The 20104-nt window shown below is 44.9% G+C and carries 20 protein-coding genes, 1 tRNA gene and 1 rRNA gene; 16 read left to right on the top strand and 6 right to left on the bottom strand.

Going from position 1 to position 20104, the window contains the following annotated elements:
- Positions 1-4 precede the first annotated feature (4 nt).
- The 7 genes from Vsou_RS00595 (at position 5) to Vsou_RS00565 (ending at position 6444) form a co-directional block, all read left to right on the top strand.
- Entirely contained in the window at positions 5-964 is a 960-nt protein-coding gene (locus Vsou_RS00595; RefSeq protein WP_188603497.1) for a DUF1177 domain-containing protein, read from the top strand.
- Between the two features lie 42 nt (positions 965-1006).
- The gene (locus tag Vsou_RS00590; protein WP_188603496.1) at positions 1007-2107 is read left to right on the top strand and encodes an S-methyl thiohydantoin desulfurase family protein; all 1101 of its coding nucleotides are present in this window, start codon (positions 1007-1009) and stop codon (positions 2105-2107) included.
- Positions 2104-3672, top strand: coding sequence for a hydantoinase/oxoprolinase N-terminal domain-containing protein (locus Vsou_RS00585; protein ID WP_188603495.1), 1569 nt, complete (start codon positions 2104-2106; stop codon positions 3670-3672). The genes Vsou_RS00590 and Vsou_RS00585 overlap by 4 nt, the downstream gene beginning before the upstream one ends.
- 69 nt (positions 3673-3741) lie before the next feature.
- Positions 3742-5115 (top strand): purine-cytosine permease family protein, encoded by a 1374-nt coding sequence (locus Vsou_RS00580; protein WP_188603494.1) that lies wholly within the window; start codon positions 3742-3744, stop codon positions 5113-5115.
- Complete coding sequence (locus tag Vsou_RS00575; RefSeq protein WP_188603493.1) at positions 5112-5480, top strand: hypothetical protein; 369 nt, start codon at positions 5112-5114, stop codon at positions 5478-5480. The genes Vsou_RS00580 and Vsou_RS00575 overlap by 4 nt, the downstream gene beginning before the upstream one ends.
- A gap of 93 nt (positions 5481-5573) precedes the next feature.
- Complete coding sequence (locus Vsou_RS00570) at positions 5574-6122, top strand: nitroreductase family protein (protein ID WP_188603492.1); 549 nt, start codon at positions 5574-5576, stop codon at positions 6120-6122.
- Between the two features lies 1 nt (position 6123).
- Entirely contained in the window at positions 6124-6444 is a 321-nt protein-coding gene (locus Vsou_RS00565) for a DUF6092 family protein (protein WP_054843689.1), read from the top strand.
- A 114-nt stretch (positions 6445-6558) separates the two neighbouring features.
- Here the strand turns inward: Vsou_RS00565 and Vsou_RS00560 are convergent.
- Positions 6559-6635: transfer RNA gene (locus Vsou_RS00560), tRNA-Arg, on the bottom strand.
- A gap of 51 nt (positions 6636-6686) precedes the next feature.
- Entirely contained in the window at positions 6687-7748 is a 1062-nt protein-coding gene (locus Vsou_RS00555) for a TIGR04084 family radical SAM/SPASM domain-containing protein (protein WP_188603491.1), read from the bottom strand.
- 72 nt (positions 7749-7820) lie between these two features.
- Here Vsou_RS00555 and Vsou_RS00550 point away from each other — a divergent pair, with 72 nt between their 5' ends.
- The 4 genes from Vsou_RS00550 (at position 7821) to Vsou_RS00535 (ending at position 11325) form a co-directional block, all read left to right on the top strand.
- On the top strand, positions 7821-9008 hold the full coding sequence (locus Vsou_RS00550; protein WP_188603490.1) for a DUF1512 domain-containing protein: 1188 nt from the start codon (positions 7821-7823) through the stop codon (positions 9006-9008).
- 35 nt (positions 9009-9043) lie between these two features.
- A complete protein-coding gene (locus Vsou_RS00545; RefSeq protein ID WP_188603489.1) occupies positions 9044-9376 on the top strand; it encodes a hypothetical protein in 333 nt (110 codons plus the stop codon).
- A gap of 68 nt (positions 9377-9444) precedes the next feature.
- Positions 9445-10734, top strand: coding sequence for an asparagine--tRNA ligase (asnS, locus tag Vsou_RS00540; RefSeq protein WP_188603488.1), 1290 nt, complete (start codon positions 9445-9447; stop codon positions 10732-10734).
- A gap of 9 nt (positions 10735-10743) precedes the next feature.
- The gene (locus Vsou_RS00535) at positions 10744-11325 is read left to right on the top strand and encodes an adenylate kinase family protein (protein WP_188603487.1); all 582 of its coding nucleotides are present in this window, start codon (positions 10744-10746) and stop codon (positions 11323-11325) included.
- Here Vsou_RS00535 and Vsou_RS00530 read toward each other — a convergent pair.
- Both Vsou_RS00530 and Vsou_RS00525 read right to left on the bottom strand, forming a co-directional pair.
- Positions 11319-11720: a hypothetical protein gene (locus tag Vsou_RS00530; protein WP_229709847.1), complete on the bottom strand. Its 402-nt coding sequence runs from the start codon at positions 11718-11720 to the stop codon at positions 11319-11321. The two genes, Vsou_RS00535 and Vsou_RS00530, sit on opposite strands and share 7 nt — an antisense overlap.
- Positions 11721-11782: 62 nt before the next feature.
- Positions 11783-13072: an ArsB/NhaD family transporter gene (locus tag Vsou_RS00525; protein ID WP_229709853.1), complete on the bottom strand. Its 1290-nt coding sequence runs from the start codon at positions 13070-13072 to the stop codon at positions 11783-11785.
- 193 nt (positions 13073-13265) lie between these two features.
- Here Vsou_RS00525 and Vsou_RS00520 point away from each other — a divergent pair, with 193 nt between their 5' ends.
- Together Vsou_RS00520 and Vsou_RS00515 are read left to right on the top strand one after the other, a co-directional pair.
- On the top strand, positions 13266-14045 hold the full coding sequence (locus tag Vsou_RS00520; RefSeq protein WP_229709846.1) for an adenosylcobinamide-GDP ribazoletransferase: 780 nt from the start codon (positions 13266-13268) through the stop codon (positions 14043-14045).
- A 66-nt stretch (positions 14046-14111) separates the two neighbouring features.
- Positions 14112-15659, top strand: coding sequence for a glycogen/starch/alpha-glucan phosphorylase (locus Vsou_RS00515; protein ID WP_188603485.1), 1548 nt, complete (start codon positions 14112-14114; stop codon positions 15657-15659).
- A gap of 67 nt (positions 15660-15726) precedes the next feature.
- Here Vsou_RS00515 and Vsou_RS00510 read toward each other — a convergent pair whose 3' ends face one another.
- Both Vsou_RS00510 and Vsou_RS00505 read right to left on the bottom strand, forming a co-directional pair.
- Positions 15727-16176: a helical membrane plugin domain-containing protein gene (locus Vsou_RS00510; RefSeq protein WP_188603484.1), complete on the bottom strand. Its 450-nt coding sequence runs from the start codon at positions 16174-16176 to the stop codon at positions 15727-15729.
- Positions 16173-17354 (bottom strand): NAD(P)/FAD-dependent oxidoreductase, encoded by a 1182-nt coding sequence (locus Vsou_RS00505; protein WP_188603483.1) that lies wholly within the window; start codon positions 17352-17354, stop codon positions 16173-16175. Before Vsou_RS00505 ends, Vsou_RS00510 begins: the two co-directional genes overlap by 4 nt.
- A 253-nt stretch (positions 17355-17607) precedes the next feature.
- Between Vsou_RS00505 and rrf the strand changes: the two genes are divergently transcribed.
- The 3 genes from rrf to Vsou_RS00490 all read left to right on the top strand — a co-directional run bounded on the left by rrf (position 17608) and on the right by Vsou_RS00490 (position 20075).
- A 5S ribosomal RNA gene (gene rrf, locus Vsou_RS00500) occupies positions 17608-17728 on the top strand.
- A 275-nt stretch (positions 17729-18003) separates the two neighbouring features.
- Complete coding sequence (locus Vsou_RS00495) at positions 18004-19062, top strand: formate--phosphoribosylaminoimidazolecarboxamide ligase family protein (protein WP_188603482.1); 1059 nt, start codon at positions 18004-18006, stop codon at positions 19060-19062.
- Between the two features lie 8 nt (positions 19063-19070).
- The gene (locus Vsou_RS00490; protein ID WP_188603535.1) at positions 19071-20075 is read left to right on the top strand and encodes a formate--phosphoribosylaminoimidazolecarboxamide ligase; all 1005 of its coding nucleotides are present in this window, start codon (positions 19071-19073) and stop codon (positions 20073-20075) included.
- The last annotated feature ends 29 nt before the right edge of the window (positions 20076-20104 follow it).

Raw genomic sequence — 20104 nt, 5'->3', positions numbered from 1 at the left:
ATTAATGTCGTTGGTTAAATATATACTGGATGTGATTGGTTTATTGGATGATCCTAAGGTCGATGGCGATAAGGTTCACGGGTTCTTTAAGGAGAAAGGGCTTGATAAGTATATGGTTATCAATGTTGAGCGAATTAAGGGCGATAAGGGCAGTACCGACTTTATAAAAATCATAATACCGGGCACGAATGGTAAGTCTAAAGGTGGTAATGCGCCTACCTTAGGCGTTATTGGTAGGCTCGGCGGTGTAGGTGCAAGACCACTAATTAAGGGCTTGGTATCTGACGCTGACGGCGCCATAATAGCCCTAGCCGTTGCATATAAATTAGCTGATATGGTTTCTCGTGGCGATGAGCTAGTGGGGGACGTTATTATAACAACTCATGTATGCCCAAATGCCGTAGTTACTTCTCATAAGCCAGCGCCTTTAATATCAAGCCCTGTTGATATCCTTGAATTATTGAGGAGGGAAGTTGATTCTCAAATGGATGGTATATTGAGCATTGATGCTACTAAGGCTAACTTGGTTGTTAAGGGAAGGGGCTTTGCAATAACGCCCACAATTAAGGATGGCTGGATACTTAAGGTTAGTGAGGACCTGATAAACATATACATGTGGATAACCGGCCACTTACCAATAATTGTACCAATAACCCTGCAAGACGTATTGCCCTTTTCAACCCCTGTTTATCATATAAATAGTATTATACAGCCATGGCTATATACGCATGCGCCCGTAGTCGGTATTGCCACAATAACAGAGACAGTTGTTCCTGGCTCAGCTACAGATGTGGCAAATATAGTAAGTCTTGATGAAGGATCTAGATTCGTTATAAAAATAGCTAAAGAGTTTACAAGTGGCAATATTAGATTTTATGATGAAAATGAATGGAACACAATAGTAAAAATCCATGGAAGTATTAGGGAGTTATTGTTAAAGGGTTCACCAGTTGCGTCTAATTAGGTAATGTTTTAAAATACGAAAAATCAATAGTTTATTGAGATTATGACAGAGTTCTATCTTTCAAAGCAGGACGTCGAAGATTTAGTAATAGGCGCCGCAATTCTAGGCACCGGTGGAGGTGGTGATCCATACATTGGCAAATTGATGGTTCTTCAGGAATTGGAAAAGGGCAGGAAAATAAGAGTTGTGGGTGTTGATGATGTTGATGATGAGGCTTTCGTAGTGCCCGTAGCGGCTATGGGTACGCCCGTGGTACTCATAGAGAAAATACCGAGTGGTAAGGAGGCGCTTTACTCCTTGAAACTTCTTGAGAATTACTTTAAGAGGAAGGTTGATTTTATATCGCCAATAGAGGCAGGTGGTATCAATTCCACAATACCGCTTGTGATTGCAGCTGAAAGAAGCCTCCCAGTCATTGATGCAGACGGCATGGGTAGGGCTTTTCCGGAACTTCAGATGGTGACGTATCATGTATATGGAATTAAGGCGTCTCCAATGGCTATTTCGGATGAGAGGGGCAATGCAGCGATACTGGATACTGTAGATAATTTCTGGGCGGAGAAAATAGCTAGGGTCATTACGGTTAAGTTCGGAGGCTCTGCGTGGATAGCTATATATCCAACCTTCGGTAAACCATATAAGGAGGCCGCAATTAGAGGGAGTATTTCATTAGCAATTGAAATAGGCAGGGCATTAAGAGAATCGAAGGCTCATGGCGAAAACCCAATAGATGCCCTACTTGATGTTACCCATGGTTTTATGCTCTTTAAAGGTAAGATAGTTGATATTCAAAGGTTTAACATTGGTGGTTTTGCACGTGGTGAAGCCACAATAGAGGGATTAGATGAACATAAGGGTTCTAAACTAGTCATAAGGTTCCAAAACGAGAATCTAGTGGCTATTAGGGATGGGGAGATTATGGCGTCCGTACCTGACCTAATAACAGTACTTGACAGTGAGTCTGGGAAGCCAATAACCACGGAGAGACTTAGATACGGATTAAGGGTTATAGTTATTGGAATACCGTGTAATGAGAAATGGAGGACACCAAAAGGCCTTGAGACTGTTGGGCCTAAGTACTTTGGTTACGACATTGATTACGTACCTATTGAAGTTAGAATGAGAAAGGGTGATCAATTATGACTAAATATAAAATAGGAATTGATGTTGGAAGTACGCATACAGATGCCGTAATACTTGATGAAAATAATATCATACATGCAGAGAAGACTATGACGACGCCAGACGTAACGACAGGGATAATAAATGCGTTAAGGGTTGTCCTTGAGAGGTCGGGTATTAATGTGGACGATGTTGCGACCGTGATGTTCGGCACAACGCATATATTAAACGCAATAGTTCAGCGTAGAGGCCTTGGTAAGGTTGGAGTCATTAGGGTTGGATTACCAGCTACCGAGGCTATTGAACCAATGCTCGATTGGCCAAGTGACTTAAGATCTACAGTGAATGGAGGAATTGCAATGATAAGAGGTGGACACGATTATACAGGCGAACCGCTGGCTGACTTTGATGAGAACTCTGTAAAGAATGCATTAAGGACATTCGTCGAGAATAAGGTAAATGCGATTGCCGTAACGTCCGTCTGGTCTGTCGTTAATCCGGAACATGAGTTAAGAATTAGGGAATTAGCCAATGAATTAGTACCTGGTTTACCCGTTGTTTTATCTCATGAAATAAGTTCAATAGGACTATTAGAAAGGGAGAACGCGACAATCCTGAATGCAGCGACTATTAATGTAATGATTAATGCAGTCAACGCATTAAGAACTGCCTTAATTAATATGGGCCTTGGTCACGCTAAAATGTATTTTGCTCAGAACGACGGAACAACAGCTTCGGCGGATTATATAACAAAGTTCCCAATATTCACAGTAATAGCACCGGTATCAAATAGTATACGAGGTGCTTACGTACTTACAGGCATAAAGAACGCTATAGTTGCTGATACAGGTGGTACAACAACAAACATAGGTGCCTTGGTGAATGGTTATCCTAGGGAGGCGCTGGAGGTCGAGATTGGTGGTGTTAGGACGAATATAAGGGCGCCAGACATAATCGCAATAGGGCTCGCTGGCGGTAGTATTGTCGAGGTTAGGGACGGGGACGTTAAGGTGGGCCCAGTTAGTGTTGGTTATAGATTAATTTATGAGGGCATTGCATGGGGTGGCGACACGATTACCGCAACAGATATTGCATTGGCTAAGGACGCAATGAAGATAGATGATCCGAAATGCAACCCAGAACTGGCAAGGAGTAAGATACCAAGTTGGCTTGTTGAGAGGGCTTATGCTAAGATGGTTGAGATGCTTGAGGATGCCCTTGATAGGATAAAGTTAAGGCCTGAGCCAGAAACCGTTATCCTTGTTGGTGGTGGTTCGGCCATGTGGCCTAAAACGTTAAGAGGTGCTCGTGAAGTTATAAGACCTGGACATGCGCAATATGCAAATGCCATAGGTGCCGCCACGGCCCTTGTGGGTGCCGTGGTCGAGAAGGCCTACTCATATGAGCAGGTTTCAAGGGATAAGGCAATACAGGATGCAAGTGAGGAAGCCAGGAAAAGAGCTATTGAAGCTGGTGCTGATCCTTCCACGATCGAGGTGGCGGAAATCGAGGAAATAGCAATGCCATACCTACCGGGTAATGCGGTAAAGATTAGAATTAAGGCAGTTGGAAAACTAAAACTATAGATGTAATCAATAACTAAATAAACTCGCTAGGTAAAATTTAATAATAAATAAATTAATGTTGCTTTTTAGATGTCATCTCCGGACTCAACACGACATAAGCGCTTTACGTTTGATGACTACTCTCTTGAGGAGGTACCAATAACGGAAAGATACGGACTTTATAATTTGTTCCTGACATTGAGTGCATCGTTTGGTGCAATAGCTGTCCTGTTTGCTGGCGGTGTTCTTGGCGGTGGGCTTAATTTCGTTGGCGCAACAATAGCTGTTTTAACCGGAGGCACAACTGTATTGGCTATAATAGGTGCGCTCAGCGGCGCTATTGGTGCTTATTCCGGTTTATCCACGTACGTTGGTTGGAGGTTCCCATTCGGTAGGGCTGGCGGTAAGATCCTGGGATTTGCATTAATAACAATAACAACGGGCATTGGTTGGTTCGCAGTGGAGAGTTGGTTCTTTGGTGTTGTAATGAATGAAATATTCCCGCACAATCCATTCTTCTCCGTGTGGGCAGCAGCATTGTGGGGAGGCGCATTGATGATTTTATCAACGTATATAGGCTATAGGGCGTTATCATTCCTAAGTTACTTCATACTACCGCAACATGTGTGGCTAGTTGCCGTGGGTCTTCTTCTGGCGATATCCATACATGGTGGATGGGGTGCAGTATTAACGGCAGTACCCAAGTCGCACATGACCCTTACAGAGGCGATAACAGACACGGTGGGTTTGTACATAGCCGGTTCATTAATAGCCCCTGACATAACTAGGTTTGCCAGGAGGGCCAGGGATGCGGTGACAGCATGGGTACTGCATATGTACGTATTCTACCCATTCCTGATACTGGGTGCTGTGGCTATAGTACTATTAACGGGTAGTGTGATAATAACTGAGGACATGCTTAAGCTGGGTATGGGTGTTGGCGTCTTGCTAATAATAGTGCTTGGTCAGTGGATAATAAATACGGTTAACTTATATAGCGGTAGCCTAAGTTTCACAAATGCTGTACCAATTAGGAGGGATTACTCCTCAGTGATAATAGGTATAGTAGGCACATTATTGGCGGCTTATTGGGGCTATACCGCAGGTGCCTCGTTAGCGCCCTTCGAGAGCTTCATATCATTACTAGGTTCATTACTGCCGGCGGCTGGTGGTTCCGTCTTTGCGGAATTTTTCGTAGTAAAGCCTTATCTTGATGGTATTAAGGATCCAAAGCAACGCTTTAAGTTAGAGGCAGGTAAGGAATACCCTGAGGTAAACCTAGTGGGATTATTATCTTTCTCCATTGGTGCTATAGTCGGTATATTCGTACCCATTGGTATTGCGGCAATAAACGCAATACTTACGGCATTTGCAGCGCACTTATTGTTGGCGTATATATTTAAGAAGGCGCATATGAAATATGAGTTTGGAAAATACGTATATAGGGGTGGGGTGGTTAGATGAGCATCTCAAGACTTAGTCTCTACTTCTTCGTAATACAGCTAGTATTCTCAATTGCATTGTTAGGGTCACTTGGGATCAACAACAATCTGTATGCCAGGTACCATACAATGGCAATAGCGTTGTTTATGCTAGTAACGTCATTAATGGGGATCTATTTCTCGCTTAAGGAGCAATTAAGTAGGATAGTTGCGGATGCTTGGCTAATACTATCCATAGTTACAGCGTACTTGGCTATACAAGTATCTCCGTTCTTTAATAATCCAGTTAAGCCGCTGGAGTTAACCGCGGCAAGTATTGTAACGATCATTTGGATTGCTGATCTATACATAGCATGGAGAAGCAAGGTACATGTATTAAGGCTGTGATTTGTAATTAAGTATTAAATTTGTAAAAATTAATTTCATGATTTTTAAATCCTAGGAAAACTTAAATACATAAAGAATAAAAATTGTATGAATATGAATGAGCAATATTCTTCCAGTAAATTCTCCGTTCTTTCCGAGATCATAATGTCCAGAAGGACCATAAGGGACTTTGAGGATAAGGATGTCCCTAGAGACGTAATAGTTAAGATACTTGATGTTGCCAGGTGGTCACCATCAGGTAGTAACCTCCAGGATTGGAGATTCGTGATAATTCGAGATAAGAAGTTAATTAAGGCATTAAAAATGTTCTCGCCGGGATGGATAGGCAGAGGTTCACCTACTGTTATTGTTATATGTTCTGATAGGAAATGGGCTTATGAGAAGGGTGGTATCCTGGGTGGGGACACTATGTACTTGATCCACGCCGGCATAGTCCTCCAGTCAATAGCATTGCTTGCGTACTCACTGGGATTAGGAACAAATCCAATACTATCCTTCTCCAAGGATGCCATAAAGGAATTACTGAAGTTACCTGAGGACTGGGAACCAATAATACTGCTCCTAATCGGCTACCCAAGGTCAATACCAGAACCAACGCCTAGATTACCCCTTGATAAATTAACCCTATGGATGGGTGGGTAATATGAGTAGTGAAAGTGTTGAGTTAAGGGAGAGGATCCTCGAGTACCTAGCCTTTCTATCATCAAGTGCCTCGGGCCTTTTCGTGGAGCCTAAGGAGTATGGTCCATTAAGATGTATTGATGCTATGAAAAGGTTCATAGACCTAGTACTAAGTCTCGGAATTATAAAGGACGAGGAATTACTAAAGGACCTGCAGGAGATGGAAAAGGAGTTAGATAAAGGCGTTGTACTACTGATGTATAGTGCCGAAGAGTTCGCAAAATTTGTATCAGATATAAATAAGGAGCTCGCAAGAAAGGTAAAACAATCTTTAAATATATAAATAATTATAGATACAAGAATATAAATCGGTTCTGAAAGTATGATGTAAAAACTCTTGAAAGGTTCTCGTTCATTATACAAAGAGTCAGGACAGAATAAAAGGACTAACATTACATGGCGGCCCCGGTGGGATTCGAACCCACGACCTACGGCTCCGAAGGCCGCCGCTCTTCCATGCTGAGCTACGGGGCCAATCCTTTATTTCCTTAATTGCCCTTTTATTTTTTAGGTGTGTCTGGTAACTCACGGTATCACTTCTGTCGAGTCTAGTACTGGATCGTACATCAGTTCATGGTTCCTAATAACGCCCTTGTTAGTTAGTTCCTTGATCCGAGGCGCTATTGTTAGTATTGATTTTATGGTTTCCCTTGTTATATAATCCACAACCTCAATGTCGTCCTTACCCCAGTACCTCTCACCTTCCATTAAAGCGTATAGGCACCTACCACCGCAGTAGGGCCTGAGTTCGCACTTCATGCACCTTTCAGGTAGTCTTATGTTCATTAACTTAAACCCATTGTTCACATTACCGAGAATCGCCCACCTCTCTCTAACGGCTATTGGGCATGCCAGTACCCTGCCGTCTGTTGACACGGCGACTGCCCTATAGCCGGCGCCGCAGGGCGGTCCTTCATACGGCTTGAATAGGTATGCGCTTAGTACACCCAGTATTGGTACTATGCCCAGTACCCTGCCTTCCTCAGCCTTTTTTAGGAATAAATCCACCAGTTTCCTAATCCCTGGTAGGTAATTGTTGTCTGCCCAGGTTTTTACGTCCCACCTGTCTGTCCATATGACATTTAGTTGCCAGTGGACGTAATCAAAGCCGATGCTTAGTAGTTGGGTTACGTCCTTATAGATATCCGTTAATTCCGTAACGGTCATCCTAGCAATAATCCTCCCAACCCCAGTGTTCCTTAGGTAATTGAATGCATTAACAACAGTCCTATAAACACCCCTACCCCTATTAGCGTCAGTTACATCCTCCCTGCCATCAATTGATAGTAGAACGACATCCATCCTACTCCAATAATCCCTGGGCAGTAAATTAACGAGGGTACCATTTGTTTGGATACCAAACCGCCTTGCCTTAACATTATCCATGACCCTCATTATGAAGCCTGGGTTAAGGAGTGGTTCACCGCCGTAAAATATCACAGTAGCGTCTTTGTCGTTTTCTACTAAATGCCTAAGTTTGTTGATATCATAGGTTACCCTCCAGGGCACCACGTGGGGTTCAAATGAGCCTCCACAGTATGTGCACCTTAGGTTGCAGGCACCTGTTGTGAATACTAACCATAACATTAATGTGCACCGGTATTGATGCCTAATCATGCTCAGAATGTTTTTAAAGCTAGTCCTTGCCTTTGCTAATTGATGGGAATACTCGTGGTTTTACAACATATACTACTGCAGGTTGGATTGGGAAGTAGCCAAAGCAGTTTTTGGAATTTGATCTCCACAATACTCTGGATCGTAATACTAATACTATTCCTCACGCCCTACTTCCAGAATTACATGTCAATAATGTGGTTTTCATACAGCGTGGGCAACTTCCTCACCAGCCTAAGTAAGTTAATAACTAACAATGTTAACCTGGTTATTAGCCATATTGATCAGTTACTGAAGTCAAACGGTTCGCCCCAGCCAACAAATAGGGGTAATATTGAGAAAATCGTGCAGGATTTGATGGAATTTGTGGTGATAGAGCCTGTGAATGCGGAGCCCACTGGGCTCATGAGGACTCTTAAGTTATTGGTGACGACGTATAATGAGAAGCTGGAGAGTTCGATAAAGACATTATTGCCGAGCGTCGATAAGCCACTCGTGCAGAATGTGGTTGATGCAGTTGATGGCTTGAGGGAATTAAACTATATATACAAGGTAATTATGCATTACTATAAGTTGAGCAATAAGTACAAGAATCCATACCTAATGCTTCAGGTCTACATGTTGTTACCAATTATTAAGGAGTATGTAAACGCGCTCAATGGGGCAATATCCACGTTCCTAAAGGGACAACCAGTTGGTGATGCAGCCGGTCCCCTAACCGTATATAGGTTCATGAGGAGTTGCTCCGGCGCTTCCGAAATAACGCACAACGTTAGGGATACCTACATAGGCCTTTGCAACTTTGAGGGTAGGAGGGTATACGTCATTAAGGCAAGGGGTCCTGGGGGCACAGTTGGTAGTCTTGATGATGGAATAACATACCTAGTGGAGAGGGTTGGGGTTAGGCCTAAGTTGATAATTACCGTAGATGCGGCATTAAAGCTTGAGGGTGAGAAGACGGGCTCCATTGCAGAGGGTATAGGTGTTGCCATGGGTGGCATTGGTGTTGAGAGATTTAACATTGAGAGGACGGCTAGTAAATACGACATACCTCTCTATGCCGTGTTGATTAAGATGGGGTTGCCTGAGGCGTTATCTGCGATGTCCAAGGACGTGGAGAATGCCGTTAATGAGGCTGTGGAGAGGGTTAAGAGGGTCATTAGGGAGAGTGTCAGGGAGGGTGAGGAGGTAATACTGATTGGTGTTGGTAACACGGGTGGTGTCGCCCAGTAAGTAATTTATTTAAATGCTTAGTACCTATTGTTGCGGTGAGTTTCGAGTACTACTACATAACGGTGGTGGGGTTAGCGATCTTCGTGGTTGCACTACTGATAGGCATAATAATGAACACCAGGTACTACAGGGTAATTAAAGAAATGCTTTCGCAAACTAAGGAAGAGGCTGAATTGAAGGGCTCACCGATGTCCACCGCCAGTGAGCTCGAGGTGCTTATGTGCCCCCGCTGCGGTTATTCAAAGGTAATACCATTTAGGGTTGGGGATTACATTGGTAAGGTTGTTGAGGATACGTGTCCCAAGGACGGCGAGAAACTGGTGGTTCATGCAATTTACTCATCGAGGTCAGCCGAGCAACAGTCATAAAGGTAAGTTTTATAACTGGTACTTTCCTTCTCAAGTACCTGTGACCTATTTTAATAGGTAATAAGGTAATGAGTATAAAGGACGTTTTCAATCTAAGTGAGGGAACCGAGGTTACCGTGAGAGGCTGGATCTACAGGAAGAGGGAGTTAAGGGATAAAATATTTCTTGTGGTTAGGGATGGAAGCGGCATAGTTCAGGCGGTAATTAATAAGTCTGACCAAGACCTGTCGAGTATTGCCTCAAAGTTAAATGTAGAGTCGTCATTGGTACTGACTGGTGTAATCAAGAGGGAACCAAGGGCTCCTGGCGGTGCAGAGATCCACGTTAAGAGCATTAACTGGTACTACGCCGGTTATGCGTTCCCGATAAACGAAGACGCCGCTAAGGCAGACAGCGAGTACCTATTTGACGTCAGGCACCTTTGGATTAGGAGCAGGAAAATGTGGGCGGTGCTCAGGGTTAGGCATACCGTATTTGGTGCAATTCATGAGTTCTTTAGGTCTAGGGGTTATTATGAGGTTCAGGGGCCCATGTTCGTGTCAGCAGCTGTTGAGGGCGGCTCCACCTTATTCCCGGTTAAGTACTTCGACAGGGAGGACGTTTACCTAACCCAGTCATCCCAATTCTACCTAGAGGTCCTGATCTATGCCCTGGAGAGGGTATACACCATAGCACCCAGTTTTAGGGCTGAGCCCTCAAGGACTAGGAGACACCTAACCGAGTTTTGGCATGCCGAGGCTGAGGAGGCTTGGTTGCAATTCGACGGGTTGCTCAACCTACTTGAGGACTTAATAACATATATTGTTAATAAGGTTCTTGAGGAAAGGCAGGATGAATTGAAATTGTTGAATAGGGATGCTAAGGTTCTTGAGAATGTTAAACCGCCTTTCCAAAGGGTTAGTTATGACGAGGCCATCAACATACTTCAGTCCAAGGGAGTGGGCATTAAGTGGGGCGATGACATAGGTGCTGATGAGGAGAGGGTACTAACACTGCAGTTTGATAAGCCAATACTGCTTCACCACTTCCCTGAGCAGATCAAGGCATTCTACCATAGGAATGATCCAAGTAGGCCAGAAACCACTCTAAGCGTTGATGTACTTGCCCCTGAGGGCTATGGGGAGATCGTTGGCGGTGGTGAGCGCATCTATGATTATGAGGAGTTGATTAGCAAGATTAAGAGGTTCGGTTTGAAGCCTGAGGACTATGATTGGTACCTAGACCTAAGGAGGTATGGTTCAGTACCGCACGCAGGTTTTGGGCTTGGTATTGACAGGCTGATCATGTGGATCTGCGGTCTCGAGCACATTAGAGACGCAGTGCCATTCCCACGAGACATAAGGCGCATTAAACCATAGGTAATTAAAATGGTTCGTTTAGTGGTAACAGGTACTCCAGGTGTTGGGAAGACCACGGTAGCCATAGAGCTATCAAAGGCGTATGATGCACCGGTGGTGGATATTAACGAGATCATAAGACCAGTGCTCAAGTGGGACCCAGAGCTACAGACTAGCCTTGTGATCGATGAGGTTAAGGCACGTGAGTTAATAAGGGAGGACCTAGGCGGTGCCGGATCGTATATAATCGATACAGTGGCCATTAACCTAATCGATAAATCACTAATTGATTGGTGCATAGTACTTAGGCTCGACCCAAGGCAAGTCATGGATAGATTACTAAAGAGGAATTGGCCTCGTTGTAAGATTGTTGAGAACGTGCTTGCTGAAGTCGTAGGTTCCCCACTAAACCTGGCAATTGATGTATTTGGCAGAGATAGGGTGATAGAGGTTGATACCACGAATAAGGATGCTCATGAAGTAGCAAACCACATAGTCAATCAGTTAACTGTTGGAGTACCCGTCATAGGCGTTGTTGATTGGCTTGATACACTGGATACCGATTTCATACTTAACCTAAGCAGGGAACTGGATGATTGCCTGGCTCAGTGATCAGTGTACTTAACACTCCTCATTAATTTCTTTATTTCGAACATGAATAACCTGCTCCATCCAACATTCTCTAGTCTCCTTACGATGCTCCTTAGTGTGCCGGCCCTGAGACTTACGAGGAGTACCTTATTAACACGCTTGCCTTGCATGAAGAACCTAATGAGGACGAGTCTCTCGTTCTCATACTCAAAGACGAAGTCCTTGATTGTCCTGTATTTACCAAGCGTGTCACTGAACTCCTCCTCAGCCATGTCCAGATAGGCAGCTAGGTCTGGGTCAATCTCCATGTACTCAAGTCTATGCAACCCGGAGTTCTCAAGGTCAAGGATAGCGACATCGAGGTCCTTATTAACCTCAAATATTGCAATGCCATAAACACGCATTTCAATCTCCATGACACCAGCATTATTATGGTTTAAAAACATTTTGTCCAATAACCAGTGAAAAACAGAGACCCTTAGAAACCCAGAGGCAGGTGTATGTAGCTTAACCATGCGTAGTATATCGCGGTATTGATTATGGTGACGGGGACGCCGTACTTCATGAACTCGAGAAACCCAAATCCCTCACCACCCCTCTTCTCGCTGGCCTCATTTATGATCACGTTACTGGCTGCCCCAATCAGTGTCAGGTTACCGGCTATTGTACTTGACGCAGCAAGTCCAATCCACACCATGTAATTACTGGATGCCACACCCAACTCCCTCATTAGTGGTATATAGAGGGCCACCATGGGTACATTACTAATAACCTGACTAAGGAGTAGGCCCGATATGAAGACTCCAAGCAATGTTGTAGGTTGTGGTAGGTAATGGGCCAGCGCATTGAGCACTCCCGACTCAAGGGCACCCTCACTAACTATGAATAGCCCTATGAAGAAGAGTATGGTGGTCCAATCAACATTATGCGCAATATTCCTCCTATCGCTGCCACCCAGTAGGTATATTATTGATGCACCTGTGAATGTGAGTGTTACTGGTGTTAAATACGGACTCACGTTGAATATGTCCGTTATGAAGTAAAGCGGTATCAGTATTACCAGTATCGCGAGGGCCATGTACGCAAGCCTCCTATTAACGAGTAACTCCTCGGGTTTTCTAACCTCCTCTATCACAATATCATTAGTGCCATTACGGAATAGCAACAGGAGCAATGGGTATGTTATTAATACGTTAATTATAGTTGGCGGTAACAAGTACACCGCAAATGCAATGAAGGGCCTTGGCATTCCTGACTCCAGGGCTATTAGCAGGTTCTGTGGATTACCGACAGGAAGCGCCACACTGCCTATTGTTACACCAAAGGCCAGGGCATACAATAGTGGCTTTACGTCGATCTTGGCCTGCCTCCTCATGGACACTATAACGGGTGTGAAGGCCCCGGCTATGCCGTCATTTGAAAGGGCGAGCGCCAGGAAGGCGGATAACCCAAACACCCTGAATAATAGTTTCCTCATCCCACGGCTACTAATGAGTATTCTATATGCCAGGTAACTGAAGAATCCGCTGATCTCGAGTGCGGATGATATCGTGAATATCGATATTAGGAACAGGATCACGTTAAGATTAATAGAGGCCAGGGCCTGGCCTGGGGTTAGAACACCAAGTACCACAGTAAGTGCCGCGCCCAGCAGCATGGCGGCCCAAGGCTGTACATTAATTCTTCCCACGCCCCTAAGGGCTATCAAACCGTAGGTAATCACTAATATGATTATATCCTCCATAAACCTCATCGGTGCCATGGCCATCGACAAGCCCACCACAGTATTGCGGGAATAAAAAGTTTTGTTCTCGATAAATCCAGTGACGGCAATAAAAACTTAATAAGTAAACCCATGTGGTACTGCCAATGATGATGCTCGAGAGGCTTGATCGAATGATAGTAACATAAGCCTTACTGAATGTACTTACTTAAATAGGGAAGTAAACTTGGGCAGTATGGTGGTCTCACTGAGGCTTCGTGATGCCATTAATGACCTGAGGGCAGTAATTACGTTCTTTACTGTAATACCCATTGGTGGTTCTCACGATGTATCAAGCGCGTTGAAGAGTTCATGGTTCGCGGTAATAATCGTACCACCAATAACTGGGTTACTGCCTGGGCTTCTTGGTTTTTACCTTAGGGATGTTGTGCACAGTGATCTACTCATAGCATCCGTATCATACGCAGCGGTACTCATGTTGACGGGACTTAATCACATTGATGGGTTTGCTGATGTAATCGATGCACTGATGGTTAGGGGCTCAATTGAGGATAGAATTAGGGTACTTAAGGACCCACATAGGGGTTCCGCGTCAATAGCCATGGTAGTGCTATTGATCATAATAGCGGTCTCTGCATCAACCAACCTGGTGAGTGTTCTATGGCAGTCGTTATTCGCCGCCGAGATTGTGTCCAAGGCATCATGCTGCCTATGTGGATTGGTGGGTAGGGAACCTGGTTATAAGGGCCTGGGTTGGTTATTAACTAGGTACAGTAAGGAGAATGGTCATTTAGTGATTACATCAACAGTGGTTGGCTTTGTGATTATTTACTTACTCCTTGGTACCATGGGTGTAGTAGCCTCATTAATAACATTGGTTCTGTGTTTATTGTTGTTTATGGTCATCCAGAGAGTTCTCGGTGGCGCCGTTGGTGATCTGTATGGTTTCACACTCGAGGTCTCAAGGGCGCTTATATTAGTTATATTAGTAATACTAATGCCACTATTGATCACGTGATCCGCAAATAAACCCAGGTTTGGTTGCGCAGTAACTTTAATAATTTCGTTTTCATGGGTACCCAGTATGACTAGTGATGTGGCTGTAATAATAAGTATAACGCCAGACCTAGCCCTAGACATGGGGTACACCTACGCAGGCGGCCTTGGTGTCCTTGAGGGTGATAAATTCTATGGAGCCGCAGCACTAGGTCTTAACTACTACGTAATAACCCTGCTTTATAGGAGTGGTTATGTTGATTACGACTTTAATGAAGGTGATGACCCAATACCAAAACCGCAGCCGCAACCCAAGTCCTTCCTTGACTCATTAAGGTTGGTTGACACATTCACTGTGAAACTGAGGGGTGAGGAGGTGGAGGTCAATGCGTGGGAATACCGCCTAGGCTCAGCGCATGCGGTGTTTCTGGAGCCAAGGAGCCCCAGTTGGGCGCTTAGGTTAGTTGATAGGGTATACATAGAGAGTGGTATTGAGGAGAAGTTCCTGAAGTACATATTCCTTGCCAAGGGCGCCGTGGAATTCATAAGGAGGAATGTTGGGCTGGAGAATGTTAAGTACATAGATTTGCAGGAGGCCTATGCAGCCATGGTACCAATAACACTAAAAATACCAGGTAGGTATAGGCTGATAATACATACGCCCGGTCCCTGGGGCCACCCGTCCTTCCCAAATAAACTGTTTGAGGAGGAGACCGGTTATAGGTTTATTGAGGATCCCGTGGTCTTGACAAGCATTGGTGCTGCCATGGCGTGGGAGGTGATCATGGTGTCGTCGAAGCACTACGATATAATGAAGAAGGTGATACCCCAATTCATTAGCAAGGCTCGGTTCATAACGAATGGTGTAGACCTTAACAGGTGGATGGATCCCGAGATAAGGATGCTATACGAGAAGGGCCTATTAACTAGGGAGGGCCTGGGGCTAATAAAGGCAAGGTTGAGGAATGAATTACAGGGATTAATTAGGTCATACAAGTCCATTGATCTGAGTAACAATGCCTTCATAACCGCGTGGGTCAGGAGGATGACGCTTTATAAGAGACCGCACTTCGTGACTAGGTTAATAGAGGAGGGGGAGTTTAACGACGTTATCTTTATCCTTGGCGGCAAATCGCACCCCATGGATAAGGACGGCTTAATCTACATGAAGAAGTTCAGGGAGTTGCATAGGAAGTATAAGAATGTGGTCTATATCCATGACTATGATGTTAATAAGGCCAAGACAATACTCAAGGGCATTGACGTATTACTATTCACGCCATTCCCTGGGTGGGAGGCCAGTGGAACGAGTTTCATGAAGGCTGCAATAAATGGAGTGCCGAGCATATCCTCGAGGGATGGAGCCGCCGTTGAGTTAATAACTGATGGTGTAAACGGTTGGTTATTTGGCAGTGATGTTAGGGATCTGGTGGATTTCGCGAATGACCCAAGAGGTAAGGAGATAGATGAGAAGGAGTATGATGAGTTCAAGGCCAGGTTTTCCCAGGTATACGATATGTACAACACAGATAAGGAGCGTTTCTACCTAGTCAGCCTGAGTGCAATACTGAGCTTCGTACCGAGGGTGGACATCAAGAGGGTTCTACGTGAGTACTACCCAGACCTAGTTCATTAATGACTAATGGGTTCAAAAGGACATTAAGGTATTAAGTAAATTACAATGAGGCCCTTAAAGCGTTACCTTACCTTGAGTGGTTCTTGAGATATTCTCTGGATCCTGCGCCTATGGCTTTTACCAACGTGAGTAATACGTACGCGCCCCGTAATACGTCGGGATCCCTAAGCATGCCTATGACCTTTGCCAGACTTATATCCTTGCTTTCCAACTCCATTATTGCCCTATCGATCTTTGGGTCGTTTATTGAATCCGCAATTACCTTAATAATTGGATTACCCACAATATTATTTATGGTCTCGAGTAGGTTACGTATCATTATTACCATGTTATCGAACATATCATCAGTGATCACGCTGCTCACGTCTTTCAAGGTGAGGGCTAGGTCCACGATTGTGTCCAGCGCCCCCGACTCATGCAATATGATTAATTGGTCCATGAGGTCCATTATCGCCTTATCCTTATCCGCATCCTTTATTCTCTCCTCAAGGATCTTACTTGGGATCTTTATGCTCATAGTCCTCCCCTCACCACCGCAGGTAAAGTCATGTAAAATGCCCTCAAAAACCACCACCCAAACCTCGTTGTGATGAACGGTGTTTCATTAACAGTGTAGTTCCACCAGGGTAGCCACGCCCTACCCCTGCCCTCATGTGTATATAAGTCTGTGAGCATTGGGCATATGTCTTCACCTCTGTAAATCTTCCTAGGCCCAGTCCCAAGTATGTCGGAAACTAGGTTCTCAGCGATAACATCTGCCTGGTAATGCGCCACTGATGCAGCCTTAGTAACTGGTAATGCGGTTGCATCACCAATTATGTAAACCTCCTCGTATATTTCCTTACCCTTTCGATACCTCAGGGTGTTTTTATCACCTGGCAGGAAGCCAAGTGGGTCGCCAAGCCCTGAGTCTCTGAATACCCTGGCGCCCCTGTGGGGTGGTATTGTTATTAGTAGGTCATACTTTATCTTCTCGCCGCTATCACTAATAACAACCTTCTCCTCGGCATTCACCTCAGAAACCATGAACCTAAATATATACTCAATATTCCTCTGCTCACACATTATCTTACCAAGCCTATTAACCTCAGGTTGGGCATGCAGGTAATCTATTGGGTAAAGGAGCTTTATGTTAACATTACCCCTAACATTCCTGTCCCTAAGGTATGAATCAAGCAATAACCCGAACTTCAAGGGAACTATTGGGCATTTTATGGGTAAATCCACGAACAACTCCACGATCGTACCCCTACTAAACTTCGAGAGAATATCCCTTAATTCCAAGACGCCATCCAACGTGAAGAACGTGTGATAATCCTTCATTAATCCAGGTACCTCCTGCGGCGCAAACTCAGCCCCCGTGGCGATAACGAGGTAATCATAGTTATACTTACTCCCATCAGCAAACCCCAACTCCCGATTCCTAAGGTCAATACTTACCAACTCACCCCTAGGTCCATGATAAAACTTAACACGAGGATCAAGCAATTCACTTTTCCTCCACTTGGCATGCTCCTCACTTAATGAGTTAAATACTATGAGCGGGTACATCGCCTGGACAAGGAAATCATTATCCTTATCAAACACACTAATCTCCACATCACCCCTAGCCAACTCCCATCTCAATCTCTTAGCAAGTTTATTGGCGACCTCAGCGCCAGCGAAGCTCGCACCTACAATGGCGACTCTCTTCATTAATTAACGGCCCAAGAACCCTTAATTAATACATTATTTTACATACTACGTGTAACCAACGCGGACCCAACAGGACAAGCAAACAGGCATGCACACCCATTATAAAAGGCCAGCACTAAGGGGCGGTATGAAAATCGTATGATAAACCCAGGAAGAGGGGTGCATATTATGCACTGCGTTAGGGCCAAGTTGGGACTTAGGGAGGAAGAGCTTAAAAACCTAGGTCAAGCATGGCATAACGGCCAAACCGAGGTAACCCGGCCATAGGCAAGGTGGCACCACCCGGACTCGCCAGAACCCGGAAGTGAAACGCCTTGCCGCGCACGGGAGTACTGCGGTCCGTGAGGCCGCGGGAAACCGGCGTGCTGGGACCTCGGGGCTATAATCCTAATTCTATTTACCAATCTTATTTGTTATAATGACGGGCTCTCGATCATTTTTAATGGACTTACCGATCAAGATACCTCAATGCCATACTAATACCTGCACTGCATAGCATTGCAGGCTTAGCTTAATTTTGTCCAGTGATTTTTGTGGGTTGGTGGGACTCGGGGTTGGATTTTGTTTAATCATTTTTTTAAACAATCTCGGTATTCATGTATGTTTGGGCTGCAATAGGCTTATAAGGATTCTTTTATTAAATGTGTTAATGGGGCTTACGCACTCCATAGCGGTTTTGGCAAGTCACTCGGCTTTGGATGTCCTTGATGGTGCTAGAGATGAGGGTTTTAGGACCATAGCCATCGCCAAGAGGGGTAGGGAGTTACCGTATAGGGAGTTTCCTATTATTAATGAGTTGATTGTGCTTGATGATTTTAGGATGATGGTCAGCGACGATACTGTTTCCAGCCTTAGGAATTCAAATGCAGTGTTTGTTCCGAATAGGTCCTTCGCGGTTTACGTGGGTTACGACAATATAGAGGGTAAATTCCCAATACCAATATTTGGCAATAGGTACTTACTGCGTTGGGAGGAGAGGAGCGGTCCAAGGAATTACTATAGGTTACTTGATGAGGCCGGGATTAGGAGACCGAGAACCTTCCCCAGTGCTGAGGATGTTGATAGGCCGGTCATGGTGAAGCTTCCCGAGGCCTCCAGGCGCGTTGAGCGCGGTTTCTTTATCGCTAGGGATAGAGATGACCTAATGAGGAAGGCTAGGCAGTTAATTGATAGGGGCATTATTAGGCCCGAGGACTTGGATGGCGCGTCGATAGAGGAGTTGATAATAGGGGCCCACTTCAATGCCAATTACTTCCTGTCCAGGGTTAGGAATAGGCTTGAATTGCACGGTTTCGACAGGAGGATTCAAAGTAACCTTGATGGTGTGTTTAGGATTCCCGCTAGGGATCAATTGGACATTGACGTGGATGTTAGGTATATAGAGGTTGGGCATGAGATGGCCACAATAAGGGAAAGTCTCCTGGAGAGAGTCTTCGAGATTGGGCATAGGTTCGTTGAGGCAACCAGGAAGTTAGTCCCACCTGGCGTAATTGGGCCCTTCACATTGCAGTTCATGGTAACCCCTGAATTGGACTTGGTGGTTTATGACGTGGCGCCCAGGATCGGCGGTGGCACGAACATACACATGGGAATAGGCTCGCAATACAGTAAGCTATACTTCGGTAATCCAATATCCATTGGTAGGAGAATTGCCATTGAGATCAGGGAGGCAGTTGAGCAGGGTAAGCTTGAGGAGGTGGTTACGTGAACGTGAACATTGAGTCAATAATAAGAAATTACGACCTGGATAGAGTCAGTGTGGCCACCGTGGCCAGTCACACTGCGTTACAGATACTCAGGGGCGCCAGTAGGCTTGGCTTCTACACGATAGCCGTGGCCAAGCCATCAACTGCATGGTTCTACAAGCGTTTCAGTTTCATTAATGAAGTCCTTGAGGTTGACTTCAGTGACTTCGAGTCGGTAATTGATTACTTAATTGAGAGGAACACGGTGTTTATTCCTCACGGTAGTTACGTGGAGTATGTTGGTTGGAGAAGGGCAATTAGTATGCCAATACCGACCTTTGGAAATAGGTACCTGATTAGGTGGGAGGCTGATCAGAGGTTGAAGATGAAGCTCCTGGGGCATGCTGGAATATCAATACCCAAGTCATTTGATGACCCAAGTATGGTGGATGGTCCAGTCATTGTTAAGCTCTATGGGGCCAAGGGCGGTAAGGGCTACTTCATTGCCAGGGATAAAGATGAGCTCATTAGGAGGTTAAGTAGCATTAAGGAGGACTTCATAATACAGGAGTATGTCATTGGAGTACCCGCCTATTATCATTACTTCACATCGAGAATGCGTGATAGGGTTGAGATCATGGGCATGGACATTAGGTATGAGAGTAATGTTGACGGTAGGGTCTTCGGGTTTGAGGAGCCTACGTTCGTGGTAGTCGGGAACTTACCAATGGTTCTAAGAGAATCGCTATTACCCACGGTGCAGAGGTACGGGGAGGACTTCGTGAAGGCTGTGCACGAGTTGGTTCCACCAGGTATGATTGGTCCCTTCAGCCTTGAATCAATCATCAGGGATGACATGAGCATAGTGGTCTTCGAGTTCTCCGGGAGGATCGTCGCTGGAACAAATGTTTACATGGGCGTTGGAAGTCCATACTCCACCCTCTACTTTGATAAGCCCATTGATATGGGCGAGAGAATTGCCATTGAGATTAAGGATGCCTTGGGCAGGGGTAGGTTAATGGACATAGTGACCTAGGTGTTGTTTAATTAATTTATTAAATAATA

The organism is Vulcanisaeta souniana JCM 11219 (genome assembly GCF_026000775.1).
GTDB classification, from domain to species: Archaea; Thermoproteota; Thermoprotei; order Thermoproteales; family Thermocladiaceae; genus Vulcanisaeta; species Vulcanisaeta souniana.
Note: the sequence above shows the minus strand (reverse complement) of the source record. Positions and strands in the feature narration are given on the sequence as shown.